The 22,532-nt window shown below is 68.5% G+C and carries 23 protein-coding genes, 1 tRNA gene and 1 pseudogene; 17 read left to right on the forward strand and 8 right to left on the reverse strand.

What is annotated here, in order from left to right; all coding sequences use genetic code 11:
• Nucleotides 1-102: 102 nt before the first annotated feature.
• From NZH93_RS19585 to NZH93_RS19615, 8 genes and pseudogenes are all read left to right on the forward strand, one after another.
• The gene (locus tag NZH93_RS19585) at nucleotides 103-342 is read left to right on the forward strand and encodes a hypothetical protein (protein WP_259624556.1); all 240 of its coding nucleotides are present in this window, start codon (nucleotides 103-105) and stop codon (nucleotides 340-342) included.
• A 43-nt stretch (nucleotides 343-385) separates the two neighbouring features.
• Nucleotides 386-544 (forward strand): annotated as a pseudogene (locus NZH93_RS51465) (FtsK/SpoIIIE domain-containing protein); the annotation flags it as partial.
• 126 nt (nucleotides 545-670) lie between these two features.
• Nucleotides 671-1,483, forward strand: coding sequence for an FtsK/SpoIIIE domain-containing protein (locus NZH93_RS19590; RefSeq protein WP_259624557.1), 813 nt, complete (start codon nucleotides 671-673; stop codon nucleotides 1,481-1,483).
• Complete coding sequence (locus NZH93_RS19595) at nucleotides 1,480-3,084, forward strand: replication initiator (protein ID WP_259624558.1); 1,605 nt, start codon at nucleotides 1,480-1,482, stop codon at nucleotides 3,082-3,084. The genes NZH93_RS19590 and NZH93_RS19595 overlap by 4 nt, the downstream gene beginning before the upstream one ends.
• A 14-nt stretch (nucleotides 3,085-3,098) precedes the next feature.
• A complete protein-coding gene (locus NZH93_RS19600; RefSeq protein ID WP_259624559.1) occupies nucleotides 3,099-3,305 on the forward strand; it encodes a helix-turn-helix transcriptional regulator in 207 nt (68 codons plus the stop codon).
• On the forward strand, nucleotides 3,302-4,672 hold the full coding sequence (locus NZH93_RS19605) for a tyrosine-type recombinase/integrase (protein ID WP_259624560.1): 1,371 nt from the start codon (nucleotides 3,302-3,304) through the stop codon (nucleotides 4,670-4,672). Before NZH93_RS19600 ends, NZH93_RS19605 begins: the two co-directional genes overlap by 4 nt.
• Before the next feature lie 83 nt (nucleotides 4,673-4,755).
• On the forward strand, nucleotides 4,756-5,310 hold the full coding sequence (locus tag NZH93_RS19610; protein ID WP_259624561.1) for a hypothetical protein: 555 nt from the start codon (nucleotides 4,756-4,758) through the stop codon (nucleotides 5,308-5,310).
• A 42-nt stretch (nucleotides 5,311-5,352) separates the two neighbouring features.
• Nucleotides 5,353-6,387, forward strand: a complete 1,035-nt coding sequence (locus tag NZH93_RS19615) for a hypothetical protein (RefSeq protein ID WP_259624562.1) — start codon at nucleotides 5,353-5,355, stop codon at nucleotides 6,385-6,387.
• Between the two features lie 207 nt (nucleotides 6,388-6,594).
• Here the strand turns inward: NZH93_RS19615 and NZH93_RS19620 are convergent.
• Nucleotides 6,595-6,667 (reverse strand) — tRNA-Arg (locus NZH93_RS19620).
• A gap of 91 nt (nucleotides 6,668-6,758) precedes the next feature.
• On the opposite strand from NZH93_RS19620, the gene NZH93_RS19625 reads away from it, so the two are divergent.
• Nucleotides 6,759-7,505, forward strand: coding sequence for an FkbM family methyltransferase (locus NZH93_RS19625; protein WP_259624563.1), 747 nt, complete (start codon nucleotides 6,759-6,761; stop codon nucleotides 7,503-7,505).
• Between the two features lie 61 nt (nucleotides 7,506-7,566).
• Here NZH93_RS19625 and NZH93_RS19630 read toward each other — a convergent pair whose 3' ends face one another.
• Nucleotides 7,567-10,758 (reverse strand): penicillin acylase family protein, encoded by a 3,192-nt coding sequence (locus tag NZH93_RS19630; RefSeq protein ID WP_259624564.1) that lies wholly within the window; start codon nucleotides 10,756-10,758, stop codon nucleotides 7,567-7,569.
• Nucleotides 10,759-10,908: 150 nt separating this feature from the next.
• On the opposite strand from NZH93_RS19630, the gene NZH93_RS19635 reads away from it, so the two are divergent.
• A complete protein-coding gene (locus NZH93_RS19635) occupies nucleotides 10,909-11,541 on the forward strand; it encodes a peptidoglycan recognition protein family protein (protein WP_259624565.1) in 633 nt (210 codons plus the stop codon).
• A 172-nt stretch (nucleotides 11,542-11,713) separates the two neighbouring features.
• The gene (locus NZH93_RS19640; protein ID WP_106185564.1) at nucleotides 11,714-12,361 is read left to right on the forward strand and encodes a response regulator; all 648 of its coding nucleotides are present in this window, start codon (nucleotides 11,714-11,716) and stop codon (nucleotides 12,359-12,361) included.
• A gap of 53 nt (nucleotides 12,362-12,414) precedes the next feature.
• Here the strand turns inward: NZH93_RS19640 and NZH93_RS19645 are convergent, their stop codons facing one another.
• From NZH93_RS19645 to rpmB, 4 genes are all read right to left on the reverse strand, one after another.
• Nucleotides 12,415-13,857 (reverse strand): diguanylate cyclase, encoded by a 1,443-nt coding sequence (locus NZH93_RS19645; RefSeq protein ID WP_259624566.1) that lies wholly within the window; start codon nucleotides 13,855-13,857, stop codon nucleotides 12,415-12,417.
• A gap of 117 nt (nucleotides 13,858-13,974) precedes the next feature.
• Nucleotides 13,975-14,628 carry a 5,6-dimethylbenzimidazole synthase gene (gene bluB / locus NZH93_RS19650; RefSeq protein WP_259624567.1) on the reverse strand — a complete coding sequence of 218 codons (654 nt, stop codon included), beginning with the start codon at nucleotides 14,626-14,628 and terminating at the stop codon, nucleotides 13,975-13,977.
• 71 nt (nucleotides 14,629-14,699) lie between these two features.
• Complete coding sequence (gene rpsR, locus NZH93_RS19655; RefSeq protein WP_259624568.1) at nucleotides 14,700-14,936, reverse strand: 30S ribosomal protein S18; 237 nt, start codon at nucleotides 14,934-14,936, stop codon at nucleotides 14,700-14,702.
• A 52-nt stretch (nucleotides 14,937-14,988) separates the two neighbouring features.
• Nucleotides 14,989-15,228, reverse strand: a complete 240-nt coding sequence (gene rpmB / locus NZH93_RS19660) for a 50S ribosomal protein L28 (protein ID WP_259624569.1) — start codon at nucleotides 15,226-15,228, stop codon at nucleotides 14,989-14,991.
• A gap of 46 nt (nucleotides 15,229-15,274) precedes the next feature.
• Between rpmB and NZH93_RS19665 the strand changes: the two genes are divergently transcribed.
• From NZH93_RS19665 to rpmF, 3 genes are read left to right on the forward strand one after another with little or no spacing between them, the layout of a single operon-like run.
• Nucleotides 15,275-16,345: a CobW family GTP-binding protein gene (locus NZH93_RS19665; RefSeq protein ID WP_259624570.1), complete on the forward strand. Its 1,071-nt coding sequence runs from the start codon at nucleotides 15,275-15,277 to the stop codon at nucleotides 16,343-16,345.
• Nucleotides 16,342-16,593, forward strand: coding sequence for a type B 50S ribosomal protein L31 (locus NZH93_RS19670; RefSeq protein ID WP_259624571.1), 252 nt, complete (start codon nucleotides 16,342-16,344; stop codon nucleotides 16,591-16,593). The genes NZH93_RS19665 and NZH93_RS19670 overlap by 4 nt, the downstream gene beginning before the upstream one ends.
• Nucleotides 16,593-16,757, forward strand: coding sequence for a 50S ribosomal protein L32 (gene rpmF / locus NZH93_RS19675; protein ID WP_259624572.1), 165 nt, complete (start codon nucleotides 16,593-16,595; stop codon nucleotides 16,755-16,757). The genes NZH93_RS19670 and rpmF overlap by 1 nt, the downstream gene beginning before the upstream one ends.
• Here the strand turns inward: rpmF and NZH93_RS19680 are convergent.
• Entirely contained in the window at nucleotides 16,754-19,402 is a 2,649-nt protein-coding gene (locus tag NZH93_RS19680) for a tetratricopeptide repeat protein (RefSeq protein ID WP_259624573.1), read from the reverse strand. The two genes, rpmF and NZH93_RS19680, sit on opposite strands and share 4 nt — an antisense overlap.
• A gap of 52 nt (nucleotides 19,403-19,454) precedes the next feature.
• On the reverse strand, nucleotides 19,455-20,120 hold the full coding sequence (locus NZH93_RS19685; RefSeq protein WP_259624574.1) for a histidine phosphatase family protein: 666 nt from the start codon (nucleotides 20,118-20,120) through the stop codon (nucleotides 19,455-19,457).
• 91 nt (nucleotides 20,121-20,211) lie between these two features.
• Here NZH93_RS19685 and NZH93_RS19690 point away from each other — a divergent pair, with 91 nt between their 5' ends.
• The 3 genes from NZH93_RS19690 to NZH93_RS50725 are packed head-to-tail and all read left to right on the forward strand — an operon-like array spanning nucleotide 20,212 to nucleotide 22,521.
• Entirely contained in the window at nucleotides 20,212-20,532 is a 321-nt protein-coding gene (locus NZH93_RS19690) for an EthD family reductase (RefSeq protein WP_259624575.1), read from the forward strand.
• Complete coding sequence (locus NZH93_RS19695; protein WP_259624576.1) at nucleotides 20,529-21,359, forward strand: 3-hydroxyacyl-CoA dehydrogenase family protein; 831 nt, start codon at nucleotides 20,529-20,531, stop codon at nucleotides 21,357-21,359. Before NZH93_RS19690 ends, NZH93_RS19695 begins: the two co-directional genes overlap by 4 nt.
• Nucleotides 21,360-21,369: 10 nt before the next feature.
• On the forward strand, nucleotides 21,370-22,521 hold the full coding sequence (locus tag NZH93_RS50725; RefSeq protein ID WP_259624577.1) for a GNAT family N-acetyltransferase: 1,152 nt from the start codon (nucleotides 21,370-21,372) through the stop codon (nucleotides 22,519-22,521).
• Nucleotides 22,522-22,532: the final 11 nt, after the last annotated feature.

Below are 22,532 nucleotides of genomic sequence, written 5' to 3' on the forward strand. Positions count from 1 at the left end.
TGACGTTCGATGAGGGGGAGCAAGTGGGTTGATCCGGCTCCGTTCGAGGGCTACCGGCCTAGGGTTCCGTGGTGGGCTTACCTGCCTGGGTGGACCAAGGTCGTGGCGGCACCGTTCGCGTTGGCGTGGGTAGCGCTGTGGCTGATCGTGCGCCTGGTGCTCGTTGCTGTTCGGTACCCGGTCACGGTCGTGACGTCGGTGGCGGGCTACTGGATGTACGCGACGTGGGGCCTGTCGCCGTTGGTGCTGGCTCTGCTGTCGTTGATCGCGGGCTCGTTCATCTGGGCGGGTCTGGATCTGCCCTCGTTTTCTGCGGCACGGCTGGTACCGCGTCCTCACTGAATGGCGGCGGGCCACGATCTACGTGCCGCAGTGGCGGACCGTGATGCGGTTGTCGGATCTTGCGAAAGACAAGCGGGGCAAGGAGTTCCGGCCTCGGCTGCGTCGTGTGCGGTCCGAGGGATGGCGGGACCGGGTTCGGGTGCGGATGATTCCGGCGCAGTCTCCGGAGCAGTGGGAAGCGCGGCGGGAGAACCTGGCGCACTCGTTCAACGCCCGGTCCTGTCGAGTGCGGGTGCTGCGGCCTCGGTTGCTTGAGTTGGACTTCATCCACTCTGACCCGCTGTCTCGTCCGGTGCCCGTACCAGCGCTTTCGGTGGATGAGTCCGCGGTGAACCTCAAGAAGATCGTGGTTGGCCGTACGGAGACCGGTCGGGCCTGGACACTGCGGCTGCTCGGCGCTCAGCTCCTCGTCGTGGGCGTGCCCGGTGCGGGTAAGGGCTCGGTGTTGTGGTCGATCGTGTGGCAGCTCGCGCCTGCCGTTCGTGCTGGGCTGGTGCGCCTGGTGGGCATCGATCCCAAGGGTGGGATGGAGCTGGGACAGTGCCCGGACGCCTTCGACAAGGTCGTCTACGACAACGGTCCGGACGCGGTCGCGTTGCTGGAGGAGATCGCGGCTGAGGTCAAGGAACGGGCGGTGCGGTATCGGGGCGTTCGTCGGCTGTGGGCGCGGTCGACGGGGGAGCCCTTCACGGTCCTGATCGTGGATGAGCTGGCCGACTTGATCGCCTACCAGCCGGACAAGCAGCTGCGGGAGCGCGCTTCGCGGGCCATCCAGACGATCACCTCCCAAGGGCGTGCACCTGGCTATGCGCTCGTGGGCCTGGTCCAAGACCCGCGTAAGGAGGTCGTGTCGTTCCGGCACCTGTTCAGCACCCGTGTGGCGCTCCGGCTCGATGAGCCACAGCAGGTGGACATGGTCCTAGGGGATGGCGTTCGGCAACGGGGTGCGGCGGCTCACGAGATCAGCGAGAACACGCCCGGTGTCGCGTGGCTGAAGACCGATGGACAGAGGGAACCGGAGCGGGCGAGGGCCTTCCACGTCACCGACGCGGACCTGATCGAGCTGGGCGCGTACTTCACACGGGCCACTGTCCACGACTTCCCCGGCCTGCCTGCCGGTGAAGGGAGCGCGGCGGCATGAGCGAGTACCTGACCCGCGCCGACCGGATGAAACAGCCTGCGGCGCTCGATGTGGCTCGTGCTGTGGCTGAGCAGCACGGCGTCTGTGTCCGTCCGCTGGCCAAGGAACGGATCGACCTGGACACCGGTCGTGTGGAGATCATCCCGATTCCGTGCGGCTCAACCGTGGCCAGTGCGTGTCCGACCTGCGCGGAGAAGAACCGGCGACTGCGGATGGCCCAGTGCCGTGAAGGGTGGCACCTGACCGAAGAACCCGACTTCACCCCGAACGAACCGACCGCCGATCAGAAGCAGCTCACGGAGTACCGGGCGGACCTGGTCAAGGTCTACCGCCAGGTGATGGAGGAGGACGACGAAACCGGCGCGGAGGAGGTCCGGCAAGAGGTCGAGCGCGTCGACGCGGAACTTCGGCAACTCGGAGTGCGTGGGAACCTTCCGTCACTGGAACCGCGTCCTCGGGCTGCTCGGAAGCGGTCCACCAGGCGGCGGCAGGATGCGGCGAATTTGCCTCGGCGGCCCGTGCAGAAACGCACCGTGGGCAAGGTCTTCGGCGAGAAGTACCAGCCCTCGACGTTCCTCACGCTGACCCTCGACAGCTACGGCAAGGTCCGCTCGGACGGCACTCCCGTTGACCCCGACCGGTATGACTACCGGCGGGCCGCTCGGGACGCTGTGCACTTCGCCGCGCTGCTGGACCGGTTCGTGCAGAACCTCCGTCGATGCGTCGGCTGGGAGGTTCAGTACTTCTCGACGGTGGAGCCTCAGCGGAGGCTGGCGCCGCACTGGCACGCGGCCATCCGGGGCAGCATCTCCCGCGCTGAACTGCGGGCGGTCGCCGAAGCCACCTATCACCAGGTCTGGTGGCCTGCGCACGACGAGATCAAGTACAGCGGCGAACACCTCCCGGTCTGGGACGTGCGAGCCAAGGGCTTCGTTGATCCCCAGACGCGCACGGCCCTGCCTACCTGGGAGGAAGCCCTAGACCAGGTGGAGGAGCCCGCTCACCTCGCGCGCTTCGGGGTCCAGGTGCATTCCAAGGGCATCCTTGGCGGCACCCCGGAGGCTGGGCGGCACATCGGCTACCTCACGAAGTACCTGACCAAGAGCATCAACGAGTGCCACGAGGCGGGGACGGCTCGACAGGAACGGCATACCGAACGGCTTTGCGACGAGTTGGCCGTGACGCCGTGTTCCCCGCAGTGCGCGGTGTGGCTGCTCTACGGCGTCCAGCCTCGGAGTGCTCGGCTCTCGATGAATCCGGGGCTGTGCAAGGGAAAGGCGCACAAGCGGACCACGCTCGGCGTCGCGGGGAGGCGTGTCCTGGTGTCCCGGAAGTGGTCTGGGAAGTCGCTCGCTGACCACAGGCACGACCGGAAGACGTTCGTTCGGCAACTGCTCGCGGACGTCGGGATCACGCAGGACGACCAGCCCACGCGGGTCGTGTGGAACAACGTCCAGCCCGGTGATCCGAACGTGCCGCCGCGACAGCACATGTTGTTGCGGGCTGTGTCTGAGCGCATCCGGTGGAAGGCCGAGTACACGGCGGCGTTACTCGCGTCCGCTGGTCCGCCAGATCCTTCGGCAACTCCGCACGCTGCGTAAACGAGGGGGGAACCATGTCCGGCAAGGTTCGACAGATCGCAGAGTTGATGTCCGTTCCGGAGATCTTGGAGGCCCTGGGAGGGGTCTCGCGGGACACGTTCTACAAGTGGCGGCAGACCGGTAAGGGGCCGCGTTGCTTCTCGCTGCCCAACGGTGAGCTGCGGTGCAAGCGCGTGGATTTCCTTACCTGGCTTGACGATCTCTACGGGGCGGCGGCATGACTACCACGTTCAAGGTCAAGTTCTGGGAGATCAAGCGGCGTGAGGGGCGGAAGCGGCCGTACCCGGTGCGGTGGTTGACGGACAAGGTCGAGCACTCGGAGTGGTACGCCGCGAAGGCGCTGGCTGTCAGCCGGCTGTCCGATCTGACTCGGGCCGCGCGCAACGGTGAGCCGTTCGACATCGAGAGTGGCTTGCCGGTTGGTGAGCTTCGGCGGCGGAACTCGTTGTCGTTCCTGGAGTTCGCACAGTCCTATATGGATCTCAAGTGGAGTGACGCGGCTGCGACGACGCGGGCCAGCACCGTGGAAGCCCTCGCTACTGCGGCGGCTTCGTTCGTCCGCGATGGCGCTGGTAGGCCGGAGGTCGTGGAGCTTCGAGGTGTGTTGGTCCGGACGCTGTTGCCTCCGACCACGCGGGATCGGGACGTGTCCGGCTCCGACCTGGAGGTGATCGACTGGCTGAGGCGCAACTCTCGGCCGTTGTACGACCTGACGGACTCGGTAGCTGTGCGGGCGGTGTTGGACGCCCTGGCGGCGAAGCTGGACGGCAAGGCGGCGGCTGCCTCGGTGTACCAGCGCAAGCGGGCGGTTCTGTTCAACCTGCTGTCCTACGCCGTTGAGCGGGAGTTGATCCCGGACAATCCGCTGAGTCGAATCAAGCGGAAGGTCTCCAAGGTCGTCGACCAGGTGGACCCTCGGGTGGTGGCGAATCCTCGCCAGGTTGAGCAACTGCTGACGGCCGTGACTTACGTGGGCAAGCGCAATAAGGACCGGGGTGCTCACCTGGCGGCGTTCTTCGCAGTCGGCTATTACGCGGCGGCTCGTCCGGCTGAGGGGCTGGGGCTGCGTGAGGACGATTGCACGCTGCCTGACAGCGGTTGGGGTGCTCTGGCGTTGAGGGAGTCGCGACCGGCGGCGGGGAAGCGGTGGACGGACTTGGGGGAGGTGCACGACCGGCGGGGGTTGAAGCATCGGGCGCGCAAGGAAGTCCGAATTGTGCCGATTCCGCCGGTGCTGGTCCGCATCCTGCGTGATCACCTCGAGCGGTACGGAGTCGGTCCTGACGGGCGGCTGTTCCGGTCTCCGAACGGTGGGGTGGTGTCGTCCTCGACGTACTACCGGGTCTGGGACGACGCTCGTCAGTACGCGCTCGCGCCTCCTCAGACGGCCTCGCCGTTGGCTGGCCGGCCGTATGACCTGCGGCACGCTGCGGTCTCGCTCTGGCTGAACGGCGGGGTACCAGCTACCGAGGTAGCTGAGCGAGCTGGTCACTCGGTGGAGGTCCTGTTGAAGGTCTACGCAAAATGCGTAGACGGGCAACGTGAGACCGTCAATACCACGATCGAGGGACTTTATACAGATAGGTGACCCGATCTATTTCGGGTAAGCTGTGGCAGAAGAGACAAGTTGTCTCGAATCATGTTGAGGAAACTGTTTGAGCTTTTTTGAAAGTGGGTTTTGTGGTGACTTATGGCATGTCTACTGGATTGAGCGAAAATAGCGATGGGTCGGTGATGGCAAATGTTCAGTCGGAAGTCCTTGCATCATCTGGTCCCGGTACTATCCTGCTGCTTCCGGACAAGATTTCTGGCGGATATGCACTTTATCGAGATGATGTTGCCGGTGTAGTGAAGACGGCGCGATCGAATGGTATCGACGTCGAGTTTGCATATACGCAGGAGCGGCGCAAGTATCTAAGCGAATTCAGTGCGAGTGAAGTTGTTTCGGCAATTTTTCTTGGGGTTGCCGGGAATTTGACTACTGACGTCACTAAGAGTATTTATTACTTGGTTAATCTGCGCGCAATGGCCGCTCTTCGCTCGTTCGGAGGGCACGGTCCTGTTGAGTCTGAGCATGTCCACCTGCATATGGATAGGTTTGAACAAGACGGAGAGTGGAGGGTTATTGAAGGGTTTGACTTCAAGGGGCCGGTGGGTGATGTGGAAAACGTTCTCAGGGAGCTGATGTCTCGCGGGGATAAGGTAGATGACTCTAGGTCAATCTAGGGTAATGAAGAATAGTCTTGAGGGGCTCGGCTAGGGGTCGTTGTGCGTATCAGATCTCGTGTAATCAGCTACTCCGTACCGCTTCCGCCTGCTGCTGGCACGCCGCGGGCTGAGTTTCTTCGCTGGCAGGGCGGCAAAGAGCTGATGCAGTCGTTGCATGAGTATGGGAAGTCGCTACTATTGCTTGGTATCGATCTGATGGGCGATATTGGCAAAATTCCACTTCCCCGAGGTATTGAAGGCCTGCCTGTAACTGTTCATCTCAATGGTAAAACCCATCAGGACTCTTGGAGGCTTGCTGGAATTTCCGTAAATAATTGTGGTCGGATGCATCTATCGTTTCGATTCCTCGGAATTTCTGCGCTTGAACCTAATGAGAATTCTTATTTTGGATCCCTTCGTGATCTGCCAGTCTGGAAGGCTGCCGAATCGGCGGCAAGGAATTCATTAAACCTTGCGGTCGATGCATATAACTGCTTGGAAGATAGTGATATTGCCGACCCTGCCCATCAGCATGTGCATAATATTGCCGCATTTGTATCCGGCTACTTCGGATGTAAAATTAGATTTGATGAAGATGTATACCTGGATACCTGTGCCTTGTCGCTTGTGCATCACCGGTGGGGGAATTCTGTCGGATTCACTAGTCGAAGAGTTTGCTCCATTTGCCGTGAAGACTTGGATGAGTGTGCACATCTTTTGGATGTAGAGTATCCAGTATTGGTTCAAAAATTGGAAGGAATCTGCAATGTTTGCGGCACTGAAGGATGTTCGCATGTAAACGGGGAAACTGTTGAGTCCTATCCAAGCCCTGTGATCGATGCTATGGATCTTCGAGAGGTAAGTGTTGTGCCTCGGCCTCGTGATCCGCACGCCAGGCCCGTTGGTATAGAAATAGACCTTGAATTTCTGGAGCGACTTTTGGGGCATGATCCATCTGGTCGCGATGTCAAATGCACCAGATGTCTGTACCAATGTGACGGCTTCTATGACCCATGGCTTAACGACTCTGGAGACGCAGTCCTGGCTACGCCGTACTCCCAGGGGCTGGTGAGGCGGAGGGGGCGTCGCCAGTGATGGCTCCCGAGCCTGGTTGCGTAAGCGGGTTGGCCTAGGGGAGGGCCTTGCTGTTCCGAGCGTGGATCCCAGTCCGTGGTGAGTCCGTAAACGGTGGCAAACCGGGGCATATTCCGGCCGACAGTGGCATACGGCTCACCCGCTAAAAGATCAAGCCCCGAGCGCGTTGCCGCTGCTCAGGGCCTGATTCACCCGGCGAAAGGTGAGTGCCCCCGGCAGGATTCGAACCTGCGACACACGGTTTAGGAAACCGATGCTCTATCCCCTGAGCTACGAGGGCGGGGCTGTGATCGGGGTCAGTTTAGCGGTCAGATGTTGATCGACTGTGGTGGGGGGCCCGGTGTGGGGGTGGGGTGCCTAGTCTTGGGTGGGTGACGCAGAAACTTACTGATGTGCGGGGGGCGGCTGTTGCTGCCGGTCTTCGTGTGCTGGCCAAGGTGACGCCGTTCGTCGAGCCCGAGTTGGTGGGGTTGCGCGGGGTGGTCGGGGTTGGGGATGTGTGCATCGACATCGGGGCCGCGTTGGGGTTGTACACGGTCACGCTCTCGCAGCTCGTTGGTCCACAGGGGACTGTCCACAGCGTCGAGCCGCTCGTCTTCGCGCATCCGGCGCTGTCCTACGTGCTCCGGCCGCGGGAGGGGCGGAACGTGGTGCGGCACTCGGTTGCGCTGGGGGTCGAGGAGGGGCGGGAGGTGATGAGCGTTCCGGTTCGGCACGGGGTGCCGGTGACCGGGCGGTCGTTCCTCACGGCCGGGGCGAACGGGTTGGGGTCGAACGTGGAGTTCGCGGAGCACCTGGAGGTCGTGGTGCGGACGCAGACGTTGGACGCGTTCGTGGCCGAGCAGGGGATCAAGCGCCTGAACTTCGTGAAGGCCGACGTGGAGGGGGCGGAGCTGCGGGTGCTCGAAGGCGGGGCGTGGGTGGTGGAGACGCTCCGGCCGAAGGTCCTGCTGGAGATCGAGGAACGGCACGTGGCGCGGTTCGGGTACTCGGCGCGGGACGTGGTGGCGTGGCTCGCCGAGCGGGACTACGACATGAGGGTCTGGCGGCAGGGCGGGTGGCGGTCGGTGTCCCGAATCGTGCCCGACGTGCGCAACTACCTGTTCGTACCGCGCTGACCTGCGAAAAGCGGAAGACCCCGGTCCCTGGGGGTGGACCGGGGTCTTCCTCGGAAGTGGTCTACTGCGGGTAGACCTCGAGTTCGTAGAGCGAGTATCCGTAATTAGTGCCGCGTTGGGTACCCGTCATTCGTACGAACCGCGCGTCGGTTGGGGTGAAGGACACGTTGTCCGTCACGCCGTTTCCTTCCGCGGTAACGAAAACCTGCCGCCACGCCACCCCGTCGGTGGACACCTCGATCCGGTACGCCTTCCCGTAGGACGCCTCCCACCGCAGGAACGCGCGCCCGACCCGCTGGACCGAACCCAGGTCGACCTGGAGCCACTGGGAGTCGCTCCAGTCGCTCGCCCACCGGGTGGCGGGGTTGCCGTCGACGGCGTTGGCGGGCGGGGAGTTGTACGCGCCCCGCTCGTAGCTGCTGGCCGTGGCGGTCCCGCCCCGCGCCGCGTTGGCCAGCGCGGTGCCGCGGCGGGCCGGGAACTGGACGACCTGCTGGTACGTCGGCCGGTTCTGCCACTGGATCTTGTCCTGGGTGATGCCGCCCATCGCGCGGTGGATCACCGAGTCGGCGCACCACTGGTCGCCCGCCGCGCAGTCCGCGTCACCGGGGTAGACCTGGTTGGCGGGCACGGCCGCCGCGGCGCGCAGGCTGTCCAGCAGCACGGTGCGGCACGCGGTCACGTCACCGCCGCCGCAGTACGTGCCGGTCAACGGGCCCGCGACCTGGTCGCCCAGCACGCGCCTGATGTCCTTGTCGACGAAGCTCCACCAGCCGTACTGGAACGACGAGCCCTTGTGCGGCGCGGCGCCGTGGGCGTCGGACGGGGCCTCGTCGACCTGGACGGCCCTGACCAGCTCGGCGTACAGGTCGGCGCCCAGACCGGGCTGGAACTCGGCCTGGACCAGTCGGGGCCACCACGCGTCGAGCACGCGGATCGCCTCGGCGTGGGCGTAGACCTTGCTGCCCCTGGTCGTCTCGCGGCGCAGCGAACCGGACTGCTGCCACGCCCTGAGCTTCTGCACGGTCGCCGCCAGCGCCGGGTCGGTGACCGCGGCCTTGTCGATCACCCGCAGCAGGTCGGGGAGCACCTGCTCGGCGCGCAGGTCGGCGCCCGCGGCCTCGGCCATGACCTTGGTGAGGGACGCCCTGGTGGCCTTGCCGCCGTTGGCGATCAGCGCCTTGACGCGGCCATCGAGCAGGTCGCCGCGGTGCACCGAGCCGTTGCCGAAGCCGGACGACGTGAAGTCCAGCGCCTGCTTGTTGTTCCAGCTTATGTAGTAGTCCTGGTTGAGGGACTGGGGGTGCTCCGCCGTCGGCGTGTAGCGGGCGCTGTTGGTGTTCGGGTCCCAGTCCTGCCACTCGTACTGCTGGGACGCCTTGATCGGCAGGTTCGGGTCGACGCCCGCCTTGCGCACCGGGTTCGAGCCGGAGTTGAAGTACGCGGTGTCCTTGGAGTCGACGTAGAACCAGTTGAACGCGTACCCGATGTGGTCCGCGGCCTTCTGGAAGTCCTGCGCGGACCGGATGGCGCTCGGGTCGTTGAACTCCTGGAACCCGATGATCGGGTCCACCTCGTGCAGGTACGTGGACCGCAGCGCGGTGTACGCGACGGGTTTGCCGCCGACCGCCGCGCGGCTCTGCACCAGGCCGTACTTCGTGCGGTACACGACGAGCGTGTACGACCCGGCGGCCGTGCCGTCGGCGACCGTGGGCTTCCAGGCGTTCTTGCGCTCCAACCGCTCCATCGCGACGCACTGGCCGCGCAGCAGGTAGTGGTTGGACGCCTTGGTGGCGGGCCTGCCGTCGGGCTCGCACAGGTCGACGGCGAACGTGTCGACGATGTCCTGGGACGCCGAGGTGGCGCTCCACGAGTAGTCCTGGCCGCGGCCGAGCTGCACGTACATGCCGACACCGGCGAAGGACACGCCGCGCGCGCTGATGCCGGGGCCGTTCAGCTCCTGGAGCATCAGGAGCTGCGGCGCGAAGTAGCCGGTCTGCGGGCCGAACACGGCGATCGGGTTGCCGGTGTCGGTGTGCGCGCCGGACACGACGAGCGCGTTGGACATGCCGTGCTTCTTGTTCAGCAGGTCCGCGGGCAGCACGCCGTCGGAGAAGATCCCCTTGGCGGGGGCCAGATCACCGGCGGGAACGTCCACAGTGGACGCCACCCCGGTCTGGTCGTACACCATCGGCTCCGGCGTCACCGAGCCCGCGTCGGGCATCGCCACGCCGACGGGGTTGGCCGGGCTCGCGGAGTACGGGAACCGCTGGCCGTCGTGCAGGGTCAGCACGGCCTCCGGGTCGTTCTGCTCCCGGAACGACTTCCACACCTGCTCGCCGACGGTGGCGCCGTACTTGTTCTGCGCCGCCAGGCGGACCAGCGCGGACTGGACCTCACCGCCGCCGCCCGCGCCGAACAGGCCGCCGACGACGGCCGCGATGGCGACCATGTCGGTGGGCTTGAACGGCTGGATGTCGTTCCAGTTGGTGATCGCGTCGGCGTGCGCGGTGAGCACGTACTCGCCGGGGAAGTTCCGCGCGGCGATCGACTGCGCCAGGTAGGCGTTGATGCCCGCGATGTAGTCGTTGACGTCCTGGTTCGCCTGCGCGCCACGGGGTCCGCTCGCCGCGACCCGGTCGATCTGGGCCTGGAGGTCGGCCTCGGTGTAGGCGATCTGGCCGTAGAAGCTCTGCTCCAGCACGCGGTTGCCCTGCGCGCCGCCCGCGAACCCGGTGAGCTGGCTGCGGCCCAGGTGGCGGAACACGTCCATCAGCCACAGCCGGTCCTGCGCGGCGGCGTAGCCCGCGCCGAACTCGGTGCCGGACCTGGTGGTGCCGTAGATGTGCGGCATGCCGATGGCCTTGTCGCGGATGATCGTCACGTCCGCGCGCGGCTTGATCGTGCTCTCGACCTGGTCCGGCGCGACGCCGAAGGAGGCGTCGTTGAAGAACGTGCTCAGTTGTTCGTTGGTCAGCCCCTGGTAGCCGGTGGAGAGCGCGTCGTACTTCGGCAACTGGTCGGCCGCGTGGGCGGGCCGGGTCCCGAAGACCTTGTGGCCGAGGATGTCGGCGAGGGTGGCGTTGCCGTTGTTGCCCGGCGGGAGGATGTCGTTGCACTGCCCGAGGCAGTAGTCGTCCGGGGCGAACGCGGTGGTGGTGAGCGGCTCGGGAGCCGCTTGCGCTGGTGCGGTGATGACGGAGGCGGTCGCGAGCAGGGCGACCACCACCACGGGTAGGGCGGCTCTCCGCATGACGCGAAGCTCCTTCCATGCAGGGCTGGTGTGGCGCACGTTACTTTTTCCGCAACTTTTCTGAAAGGGTTTCACGTTCTTTTGCCCCAATCGGCTGGTAGTCGCTGTTACCACTTGACCGACTAGGCCGATACTGGGAAAAACTTGTACATGGTGCGACGACGAACGCTGCTGGGCGGAGTGGCCGCCTCCGGGCTGCTCCTCGGCTTCGGCGCCATTCCCGCGAGGGCGTCCCTGCTGCCCGTCCGCACCTGCGCCGACTGGGGCGCCCGCCCGCCGTCGAGCCCGACGACCGTGCTCCGCCAACGGCCGGTGCGCATCCTCGTGCACCACACGGCGACCGAGAACGTCACGGACTACTCGGAGGCGCACGCCTACGCGCACGCCAGGTGGATCCAGGACCACCACATGGACGACAACGGCTGGCTCGACTCCGGCCAGCACTTCACGAACAGCCGCGGCGGCTTCCTGATGGAGGGGCGGCACGGCAGCCTCGACGCGCTGCACGCGGGCGACCGCATCGTCGAGGGCGCGCACTGCCCCGGCCAGAACTCGATCGCGATCGGCATCGAGAACGAGGGTTTGTACACCACCGAGGAGCCCCGACCCGACCAGTGGGATTCCCTCGTGTCGTTCTGCGTCTACACGTGCGAGCAGTACGGAATCGCGCCGACGGAGATCGACGGCCACCGCGACCACTACGCGGACACGCAGTGCCCTGGCGACAAGCTCTACGCCGCTCTCCCGAGGCTGCGGCAGGAAGTCGCGCGTGTGCTGGGCTGACCGTGTTTCTTCCTGGCAACTGTGAACGCGGTGGTGAGAGCCTTTCCACGGCCGCGAACGCTGGGCAAACGTCCTACCACATGGTGAGATAACGTCGAATTAACGCCAGCTTGCGCAATGGTGCGCGATGCTGGGCCTGTATGAACACGAAACGCCAACTCGGGGAGGCGTCGTGATCAAGGTGATGCTGGCCGACGACGAGGACCTCGTCCGGTCCGGGCTTCGCATGATCCTGAGCAGCGCCGGTGACATCGAAGTAGTGGCCGAGTGCGACGACGGGCACCTGGTGGCCGACCTGGCCCGCCAGCACCGTCCGCACGTGGTCCTGCTGGACATCCGCATGCGGTCCAACGACGGGCTGGTCGCGTTGCGCAGGCTGCGCACGCTGCCCGATCCGCCGAGGATCGCCATGCTCACCACGTTCGACGTGGACGAGTACGTCAGCGAGGCCTTGCGCCTGGGCGCCAGCGGCTTCCTGCTGAAGGACACCGAGCCGGAACAACTGGTGAAGGCGGTGCGCGACCTCGCACGGGGTGGCGCGGTGCTCGATCCCGGTGTGGCGGCACGGGTTCTCGCGGCGGTGGCCGACGGTGAACGGGCGGCGGAGCCCGCTCGGCGGCTGCTGGCCATGCTGTCCGAACGGGAGCGCGAGGTGCTCGTGCTGATCGGCCAGGGGATGTCCAACGCCGAGATCGGTGGCACGTTGCACCTGTCCGAGGCCACGGTGAAGGGCTACGTGTCCTCGGTGCTCGGCAAGATCGGTGCGGTGAACCGCGTGCAGGCCGCGCTCGTGGCCTTCCGCGGTGGGTTGATCGCCTAGGAGGACGTGGACCTGGTCGGGGGCTCCGACGACGGACGAGACGAGCCCCCGACCTAGTTCACGTTGATCGTCGGCTCGACCTCCACGCGGTTGCGGCCGTGCCGCTTCGCCCGGTACAGGGCCATGTCCGCCGCCGCGAAGAGCTGGTCCAGCTTCGCCGGGCCTGCGGCCACGCCGATGCTGACCGTCGGGCGCCGGGTCGTGCCCAGCACCATCGACCAGTCGTGCCCGTCGACGGCCGCGCGGATCCGCTCCGCCACGGTCGGCCCGACCTCGTGCTCCGAGTTGCCGTTGTCGCCGAGCAGCACCACGAACTCGTCACCGGCCCAGCGGGCGACGAGGTCGTCCGTCCGGCATTCGCGGCGCAGCAACTGGGCGATCTCCCGCAGGGCGGCGTCGCCCGCGGCATGACCCGCGTCGTCGTTCACGCCCTTGAACCAGTCGACGTCCACCAGCACCAGCCACGGCACCCGGCCGCGCGACGCCGTTCCCTCCAGCAGCCTCGCGGCCGCCGCCTCCAGGCCGAGCCGGTTCGCCAGCCCCGTCAACGGGTCGCGCGCCGCCGCCTCCTGCGCCGCCGCGGCGAGCTGCTGCGCGCGCAACGCGGCCTGGCGGTGCTCCAGCGCCTGCCCCAGGCCCTCCTGGAGCGTCTCGGACGCCTTCTGGCCCGCGGCGACGCTGCACCGCAGCGCGGCGGACTCGCCGACGGCGTCGTCCATCTCGGAGCAGATGTCCGCCAGGTCCAGCGAGAACCGCAGCATCAGCGACGTGTCGTGGATGGACTGGGCGGACGCGACGGACCGGCTGGCCAGCGTGCGGGCCCGCACCAGTTCACCGCGCGCGCGGTGGACCGTGGACAGCACCCAGTTCCCGACGGCCATGCCCCAGTGGTCGCTGATCTCCGACGCCATCTCCAGCGTCTTGCGACCGGCCTTCTCCGCGTCGTCCAGCTCCCCGATCCCGGCGAGCGCGCGGCCGTACGCGCCGAGCAGGCCGCGCTGCACGTGCCCGTCCACGGTGTCGAGGGTCAGGCCCTCGGCGAGGTAGCCCCTGGCCTCCTCGAAGATCGCGGGCGCCGCGGCGGCCGGACCCGAGGCCGCGCGGAAGTTCAGCGTGCCGCCGAGCCGTTGCAGGCACTGCGCCAACGTGTCCGGCCCGTTCGCCCGGCGCGCGACCTCCACGGCCCTGCGCACCATGTCCAGCGCGGCGTGCCGGTGCCCGATGCCTTCGAGCAAATAGCCCAACGTGCCCATGGTCTGCGCGGCGGCGGGGCTGTCGGTCGTCTCCGAGTCGACGTCGAGCCAGCCCTCAGCGGCCAGTTCCAACGCCAGTGGGATCCGACCCAGTCGCCACGCCATCACGGCCCTGTGCACCAGAACGGCCGAGCGCACCCAGCGGTCCGTGCTCGGAGGGGCCTTGGTGACCACCTCGTCGAAGACGGCGTTCGCCTCGGGTAAGCGCCCAGCGTTCAACAGCACGCGGACCCTGAGGTCCATGTGCGTCACGTGTCCCGCTGTCAGCGGATCGCGCTGCTCCACTCGTGCTCGACACTCCATTCCGACTCGCCGAGCGGGAACACGAGGTTCCGCCCCTGCCGGCACGGCCCCAACAGGCTACCGGGAGGAACGCTCCCTGTACCGCTCGTGGTGCACAACGTCTTCGACAGGTATGCGGTTGCGCCATCCGGCGCGTTCCAGATCGGGTTGATCGGGCAACCCTGCCACGGGTCCGACGCAAAGCCACGCAACTGGCCGCAATCCGGCTGGAATGTGCAGCAATCGACGCAGGACGTCCTCGCGGTAGAAGCTCACCCACCCCACTCCCAGACCTTCGGCGGTAGCGGCGAGCCACAGGTTCTGGATGGCGAGGCAGACGGAGTAGAGGCCCGCGTCCGCGATGGCGTGGCGGCCCAGCACGGCCGGTGAGCCGCGGTCCGGGTCGTAGGTGACGACCACGCCGAGGCTCGACTCCAGGATCCCCTCGACCTTGATGCGGCTGAAGACCTCCGCGCGCTCGGGGTCCAACTGGGCGTTGAACATGCTCCGTTCGGCGTGCACGTGGTCGCGGAACGCCCGCCGCGTCGTCCCGTCGCGCACGAGGATGAAGTCCCACGGCTGGGACAGCCCGACGCTGGGCGCCGCGTGCGCGGCCGTCAGCACGCGGTGCAGCGCGTCCGGTGGGATCGGCGCACCGGTGAACTCGCGCCGGGTGTCACGGCGCCGGTGCAGCACCTCGTAGAGGCCCGCCACCTGTTCTTCGATGCTCATTCGGACGATCGTGCCCGGCGCCGGGAGCGACCACCACCGCGATCAGGTGCGGTGATGGTCACTCCGGGGTGCTACTTCCCCTGGGACGGGTAGGGGAGCAGTGCCATCTCGCGGGCGTTCTTGATCGCCGCGGCGACCTGCCGCTGCTCCTGCGGCGTCAACCCGGTGACCCGCCGTGAACGGATCTTGCCCCGGTCGGACACGAACTTCCGCAGCAGCGTCGTGTCCTTCCAGTCGACCTGGGTCACGCCTTCGCGCTTCAGCACGTTCACGCGCTTCTTGGGCGCCGCACGACGTTCCTTCTTCACGGCGCTCACCAGCTCGACCCGCTGACACCGGGCAGTTCGCCCCGGTGCGCCATCAGACCTTCTCCCCGTTGGCGCGCAACGACGCGACGACGGCTTCGACGCCGCGCTTGTCGACCGTCCTGATCCCCTTGACGGACAGGGTCAGCACGACGTGGCGGTTCTCGGACGGCAGCCAGTACCGGCGGCGCTGGGTGTTCGGCAGCCAGCGCCGCGAGGTGCGCCGGTTGGAGTGCGAGACCTGCTTGCCGAACCCCGGTTTGCGGCCCGTCAACTGGCAGTGGCGTGACGACACGCGACCTCCTTTGAAATGACATCCATTTCCATCTACAGTAACCCACATGAAAACCGTTGTCGTCATGGTGGCCGGAGTCGCGGAGCACCCGGTGGCCGAGGAGGTCTGGCGCGCACTGGAGGGCTCGGTCCTCGTGCGCCACGACCTGAGCCGCGTCGCCGAGGGCGTCGTCAGCCGCTGGGTCGACGGCCACCTCACCGTGCTGGACCTCGCGCACGGCTGCGTCTCCTGCACCCTGCGCGAGGACCTCGTGCCGCTGCTGCTGTCGTTGGCGGGCCGAACGGTCGTCCTGCACCTCGACCCCGCGCTGGAGCCCGAGGCCGTCCGAGTCGCGCTGCCCGCCGACGCGGTGCACGTGCGGTCGGTCGTCGCGGTGCTCGACCGCGAGACGTGGCTGGCCGACGCGACCGGCGAGATGAGCCTGGCCGAGCGCGGACTGGGAGCCGCCGACGGCGACGAGCGGACGATCGCCCAGGTGGTCGTGGGCCACGCGGAGTTCGCCGACGCGCTGGTCCTCATGGGTGAACCGGGTGACGTCCGCACCGCCGCGGTGCTCGACCGCGTGGCACCGGGCGTGCCGCGGCAGGAACTGTCCTCATTGGACGTCCGCGCGCTGCTGGCCGCGCCGGAGAACCGCCCCTACGACGCCTTCGGGCCGCTGTTGCGCGGTTTGCCGCTGGAGCCGGACGGGCCCGTCGCCACGGTCCACTTCGCCGACCGCAGGCCCTTCCACCCGGAACGGCTGCACGAGGCGCTGGACGTCCTGCTCGAAGGCGTGGTGCGCACGCGCGGCCGGGTGTGGGTCGCCACGCAGCCGGACATGGCCCTGTGGGTGGAGTCCGCGGGCGGTGGGCTCCGCATCGGCGACGCGGGCAACTGGCTCGCGGCGGAGGACGACTGGTCCGACGTCGACCCCGAACGGCAGGTCAAGGCCTCGCTCGACTGGGACCCGCGCTACGGCGACCGGTCGCAGGAACTGGTGGTCATCGTGCACGAGGCGTCGACGGCGGAGATCGAGTCGACCCTGCGGGCCGCGCTGGCCACCGACGAAGAACTGGCGGGAGGAGCGGAGTTCGCCCTGGACCCGTTCGCCCACAACACGAGGGAAGTGTCGTGAAACCTGGTATCCACCCCGACTACCACCCGGTCGTCTTCCGGGACAGCTCGACGGGGAAGCAGTTCCTGACCCGCTCGACGGCCACGTCGGACAGGACGGTCGAGTGGGAGGACGGTCGCACCTACCCGCTGCTGACCGTCGACATCACCTCCGACTCGCACCCGTTCTGGACCGGCACCCAGCGCCTGATCGACACGGCGGGCCGGATCGAGAAGTTCAACCAGCGCTACGGAAAGCGGCAGAAGTAATGGCGGTCCCGAAGAGGAAGACGTCCCGCTCCAACACCCGGCACCGGCGGGCGCGCTGGAAGGCCGTGGTGCCGGACCTCGTGGAGGTCACGGCGCTGGACGGCCGGAAGCTCCGGGTGCCGAGGCGGCTGGTGGCGGCGTACCAGCGGGGACTGTTGAGCTAGCCGGTCAGCTCGCGCAGCCGGGCCTGTGCGGCCGCGAAGGACGGCTCGTACCGGCCCGGTTCGCGGTCGACGCAGGACTTCCAGACCGCCACGCACTCGCGGTGGACCTGTTCGGCCTCGGCGACCCTGCCGGATTCCCGGAGCATCCCGCCGAGGTTGGTCAACGCCTGGGCGAGGACGGGACCGTGGCGTGCGGGCTCGGTGTCCGCCAGGGTTCGGAAGGTGTCCGCGGCCTCGGTGATCGTGTCGAGCGCCTCCTGGTGGCGGTTCGCCATCCAGGAGGCGATGGCCACGTTGACCAGGAGACTGGCGAGATCGCCCCGGAGCGGCCGGTGCGAGGCGGCCAGTGCCCGCCACAGGGGCACGGCCTCCTCGAACACGGCGAGCGCTTCCCCGACCCGACCGAGCTGGAGCAGGCTCGTGCCGTGCGACCCCAGGGCCGTGGCCAGGCCCGTCCGGCGGTCGCCCGAGCGGCGCTCGGCACCCACCGCCGCGAGGCTCGCGGCGTGCGCCTCCTGGAAGCGGCCCAGGTCCCGCAGGACACCGGAGTGGTTGAGCAGCGCGCCTGCGAGGGCCGCGTCGTAGCGGTCGGGTTCCGCAGCCGCCAAGCCGGTGAGGATCGACGTGGCCTCCGCGGTCGCGGCCAGCGCTTCCGGGAACCTGCCGAGCTGCCAGAGGCCGTTGCCGAGGTTCTTCGACGCGGTGGCCAGGTGCAGGGGGTCCCCGCCGGGACCTCGGAAGGTCTCCACGGCCTCCTCGGTCACCGCGATCCCCTCCCGGACGTGCCCGGTGCGGAGCAGGCACGTGCCGTGGTTCTCCAACGCGATGGCGAACCGGTGGTCGTCGATGTCGGGCAGGCGCCTGCCGATGGCCACGGCCTCGCTCGACGCGGCCAGCGCTTCGTCGAGCCGCCCGAGGTCCTCCAGCGCGACCGCCAGGTTGCCCAGTGCGAAGACGAGTTCCCCGCCGCCCGCAGCCCGTCGGATCGCGACGACCTCCTGCAGCGCGGCGAGGGGGAGGTCGAAGTCGCCGAGTTGCTGGGCGCTCCTGCCGAGGCGGGTCAGCGCGGCGGCCAGGTCCGGTGGATCGGCGGACAGGTCGCGCAGGATCACCACGGCCTCCTGGTGGGCTCCGAGGGCTTCGGGGAAGCGGCCCACGGCGTGCAACCGGTCACCGAGGTCGTCCAGCGCGGCGGCGAGCGCGTGGCGACCACCGGGCACGAGGCGGAGGGAGGCGACGGCGAGGCTGCCCACCGCGCAACCCAGGTGAGGGAAGGACTGGGGGACCACGAGCGCCGCCAGGTCGGGGAGGGTCTTGGTGTTCGCCGACACGCGGGCGGCCAGGCCGTGGTCCAGGTCGCGGCCGGTGACGCCGGTGGCGAAGAGTTCCGCGAGCCTGACCGGGGTCAGGTCCGGTGCGTTCGTCACGGCGGTGAGCAGCGGGTCGAGTGCGTCGGGGAAGGTGTCGTACGCGTGGGCGAGCGGGGAGACCGCGGCCTGGTCGTGGAACAGTTCCGGGGTTCGGGTCAGGGTGTCCACGAGGAGCCGCTCACCGACCAGGTGCGGTAGTTCGCGGTGGCGCTGGGCCCAGCGGGCCACCACCGCCCGTGACTCGTGGGAGCTGTCGTGGGCGAGCTGCGGCACGTGGCGCAGCGCCTCCGCCGGTGTCCCCGTTGGTGTCAGCGCCAGCACGGTGATCGCTTCGGCCAGCACTTCGGTGTCGTGGCCAGGCAGGTCCCAGGTGCGCTGTTCGAGGGTGACCAGCTCGGTGGCCAGTTCCCGCAGCGACCAGCTCCGGCTGCCGGACCGGCCCAGCGCGGCGAGCAGCGCCCTGGCGTGCAGGAGGAGCAGGGTGTCCCCGTCGTCGCCCACCGGCCGGGCGGGCAGGTCCGGGGACGGAACGCCCAGGGTCTTCGCGTAGGCGCGGACGGCTTCGGCGAACCAGCGTTCGCGGTCCGACGGTTCGCCGATCGGGGTCAGCGGCACCTCGACCAGGTGGGGCAGCACCACGTCCGGCACGGGGCGCAGGTCCTTCAGGTCGCGCGTCAGCAACACCAGCCGCACCAGGTCGGGGTGGCGGACGGCCTGCGTGAGCAGCACGTCGAGGCCTGCCACGCGGTCGGCGTCGTCCACGACCACCAGCGTCGGCTCGCCCGCCGCCGCGATCCGCTCCACGAGCGAGCCCACCGCGAGCAGCCGTCCGGCCACCCACCCTTCGGGCAGGGCTTCGGCCACCGCGAGCGCCAAGCGGCTCTTGCCGACCCCGGCGGGACCGGTGATCACCCGCGCCGCGCCCGCCGCGCCGCCGGTGCACCAGGCCACCAGCCGGTCCCGGTCGGCGCCGCGCCCCCACAGCCGGGTGGGGCTGTACGGGGAGGTCAGCCGGAACACCAGACCGGGCGCGCCGTCGGGCACCTCGGGCCGCAGCGGGCCCAGCAGTTCGTCGCGCGCGGCCCGCCGGTCGTGCTGGTCTTGGCGGCCCTGCCACAGCGACAGGGCGGCCTGGGCGGCCACGAGCCCGACGACGACGGCGGCCATGGTCCAGGTGAACCCGTCGGTGACCAGGTTGATCACCACGCCCACCGCGGCGGCCACCGCCACCGTCACGACCCCGTGCCACGCCCTGAACCCCAGTGATCGACCCACGGCCGCCAGTGAAACCCACGGTCCACCGACCGCGTCGGCGTTTCGGCGGAAACTACCCGCGTGGCCCCGCCTGGACCTGCGTCTCGCCGTCCGGCGACTCCCGCCACTGCTCGAACGGCCGGTCCATCCGCCACCCCGTCCCGTCGTGCTCCAGCACCCGGTGGCCGCAGGTGTCCAGGTTGGACAGGGACTCGAACAGCTCCACGCTCCACGAGAACAACCGGCGGCACAGCAGGCGGATCGTCAGGCCGTGCGACACCACCAGCACGGTCCGCGGGTGCTCGGCGTCCTTGAGCATGTGCAGTTCCAGCTCGCCCAGGTACGCCGCCAGCCGGTCGTCCACGTCCGCGCCCGACTCCCCGTTGGGCAGCCTGAAGAAAAAGTGGCCGAACGCGTGCCGCTGGTGCTTGAGGACCTCCTGCTGCACCGGGTCCTGGAGGTTGCCCCAGTCCTGCTCCCGCAACCGCGGCTCCGCGATCACCCGCTCGACGAGGTCCCCGAGTTCCAGTCCGGCCAACGTCTTCCGCGTCCGCAGGTACGGGCTGACGTACACGGCGACGGGCCCGGCGCCGATCAGCTCGCGCACCACCGGACCCGCGGCGCGCGCCTGCTGTTCGCCCAGTGTGGTGAGGGGCAGGGAGTGGTCGGGTACTCGGCAGTAGGCCGACTCGTCCACGTTCCCGAGGCTCTGGCCGTGGCGCAGCAGGATGATCCTCACCCCTTCATCTTGGGGGAGACTCCCGTTCTGGCAACAAGCGGACCGGAATCCGCTGTTACAGTCCGAAGCAATCAGCGACAGGAAGTGTCACATGATCAAGTACATCGCGCTCTACCGGAAGCCCGCCGACCAGGCGGACTTCGACGAGAAGTACTTCGCCACGCACCTCCCGATCGTGCGGAAAACCCCTGGTCTGCTGCGCGCCGAGGTGGCCAAGGTCGATCGCGTCCTGGTCCCCGGCTTCCTCGGCGACACGGACCTGCACGTCATCGCGGAGATGTACTTCGAGTCGCAGGAGGTCCTGAGCGCGGCGTTCCAGTCACCCGAGTGGCACGCGGCCGGGGCGAACCTGTCCGAGATCGGCGGGCTCGAACTCGTGGCCATGTTCACGGCCGAGGTGGTCGCCGAATGATCGCCGGGGTGGTCGGTGGCGGCACGATGGGCGCGGGCATCGCGCACCTCCTCCTCGCGGGCGGGCACGACGTCGTGCTCGCGGAAGCCGGTGCGGACCGCGCCGAAGCCGCCCGCCTGGCCGTGACGAGATCGCTCGCCAAGGCCGCCGAGCGCGGCAAGCTGACCGGCACCCCGGACGCGCTGCTGGCCGGGTTGACGGTGGTGGAGGACCTGGCCGACCTGCCGAGCGCGGCGGAACTGGTCGTCGAGGCCGTCCCGGAGGACGCCGACCTCAAACGGCGGGTGCTCACGCAGGTCGCAAGCGTTTGCCCGACCGCTGTGCTGGCGTCCAACACGTCCTCGCTCTCGATCTCCGCGCTGGCCGACGGCCTGCCCGGCGAACGCCTGATCGGGATGCACTTCTTCAACCCCGTGCCGGTGCAGGAACTGGTCGAGCTCGTCCACCACGACGGCGTGGGCCCGGACGTGGTCGTGCGGGTCCGCGCGTGGGCCGAGGCGCTGGGCAAGACCGTCATCGAGGTGCGCGACTCGCCGGGGTTCGCCACGTCGAGGCTGGGCGTCGCGGTCGGCATGGAGGCCATCCGGATGCTGGAGGAGGGCGTGGCCAGCGCGGAGGACATCGACACCGGCATGCGCCTCGGCTACGGCTGGCCGATGGGGCCGTTGAAGCTGACCGACCTCGTCGGCCTCGACGTGCGGCTGGCCATCGCCAAGCACCTGGCCGCCGAACTGGGGCCGCGGTTCGAGCCGCCCGCGCTGCTGCGCGACAAGGTCGACCGCGGCGAGCTGGGGCGGAAGACCGGGCGCGGGTTCTTCGCCTGGTAGGCATGGGCACGTGGACATCCGGGAGTACACCGAGGACGACCGCGACACCGTGCTGCGGATGCGCAAGCTGGCCTTCGCGAGCGCGCAGCCGCCGCCGGAGAAGCTGGTCACGCCCGGCAGGCTCGGCCTGCTCGCCCACGACGGCGGAGAGCCGCTCGGGTCGCTGCTGATCAACGACTTCGCCCAGTTCTTCGGTGGCCGCGCGGTTCCCACGGGCGGCATCGGCGGCGTCGTGGTCGATCCGCACGCCCGCGGCCGGGGCGTCGCGTCGGCGCTGCTCGACACGGCGCTGCGCACGATGCGCGAGCAGGGCCAGTCGCTGTCCGCGCTGTACCCGACCGTGCCCTCCCTCTACCGCGGTCGCGGCTGGGAGCGCTCCGGCGTGCTCGAACGGCTCGTCTTCCCGATGGACCGGCTGCTCATGTCGCCCAGGGCGCCGCACCGGCTGGCGACCCGGCGCGCCACGAGGGCCGACCTGGCGGACGTCCACGCCTGCTACACGGACCTGGCGGCCACCGTGGACGGCCTGCTCGACCGGCACGCGCCGACGTTCCAGCCCGAGAAGCTGCTCGACCTGGACGTCGCGACGCTCGTGCACGACGCGGACGGCGTGCTGCGCGGCTACCTGACCGCCGACCGCGAACGCGACGGCCTGAAGGTCCACGACCTCGTCGCCGCCGACCTGGACGCGCAGCTCACCCTGCTGGCCGAACTCACGTCGTGGAGCGGCGTGCTGGACACCGTCGACGTGCGCGTGGTCGACCCCGCGTTCACCGGGCTGCTCACGGCGCAGGCCATGCGGATCGAGATGTCGGTGAGCCTGTGGTTCCTGCGGGTCGTCGACCTGCCTGCCGCCGTCGCCGCGCGCGGCTGGCCCGCCGCGGCCGGGCTGAAGGCGGGCGCGGTCGACCTGGACGTGGTCGACGAGCACGCGCCGTGGCACGCGGGCAGGCAACGGCTCGTCGTGGACGACGGCGGGGTGCGGGTCGAACCCGGTGGCAGCGGGGCGGTCCAGGTCCACGCCAGGGCGCTCGGACCGTGGTTCTCCGGCGCGCAGGGCACCGCCGCGCTGCGCCGCGCCGGGCTCCTGTCCGGCGAGGCCCCGCTGCTGGACCAGCTCGTCGCGGCACCCGGAAACCCGCGCCTCGCCGACTTCTTCTAGCGCACCTACCC

Source organism: Umezawaea endophytica, assembly GCF_025061645.1.
Lineage (GTDB): Bacteria > Actinomycetota > Actinomycetes > Mycobacteriales > Pseudonocardiaceae > Umezawaea > Umezawaea endophytica.

Excerpts from the sequence above, each read along its gene's own strand:
- NZH93_RS19645 (WP_259624566.1), bottom strand. The coding sequence starts at position 13,857 with ATGGACCTCAGGGTCCGCGTGCTGTTGAACGCTGGGCGCTTACCCGAG.
- NZH93_RS19595 (WP_259624558.1), top strand. The coding sequence starts at position 1,480 with ATGAGCGAGTACCTGACCCGCGCCGACCGGATGAAACAGCCTGCGGCG.
- NZH93_RS19695 (WP_259624576.1), top strand. The coding sequence starts at position 20,529 with ATGATCGCCGGGGTGGTCGGTGGCGGCACGATGGGCGCGGGCATCGCG.
- NZH93_RS19635 (WP_259624565.1), top strand. The coding sequence starts at position 10,909 with ATGGTGCGACGACGAACGCTGCTGGGCGGAGTGGCCGCCTCCGGGCTG.
- bluB (WP_259624567.1), bottom strand. The coding sequence starts at position 14,628 with ATGAGCATCGAAGAACAGGTGGCGGGCCTCTACGAGGTGCTGCACCGG.
- NZH93_RS19605 (WP_259624560.1), top strand. The coding sequence starts at position 3,302 with ATGACTACCACGTTCAAGGTCAAGTTCTGGGAGATCAAGCGGCGTGAG.
- NZH93_RS19665 (WP_259624570.1), top strand. The coding sequence starts at position 15,275 with ATGAAAACCGTTGTCGTCATGGTGGCCGGAGTCGCGGAGCACCCGGTG.
- NZH93_RS19600 (WP_259624559.1), top strand. The coding sequence starts at position 3,099 with ATGTCCGGCAAGGTTCGACAGATCGCAGAGTTGATGTCCGTTCCGGAG.
- NZH93_RS19630 (WP_259624564.1), bottom strand. The coding sequence starts at position 10,758 with ATGCGGAGAGCCGCCCTACCCGTGGTGGTGGTCGCCCTGCTCGCGACC.
- NZH93_RS19690 (WP_259624575.1), top strand. The coding sequence starts at position 20,212 with ATGATCAAGTACATCGCGCTCTACCGGAAGCCCGCCGACCAGGCGGAC.
- rpmF (WP_259624572.1), top strand. The coding sequence starts at position 16,593 with ATGGCGGTCCCGAAGAGGAAGACGTCCCGCTCCAACACCCGGCACCGG.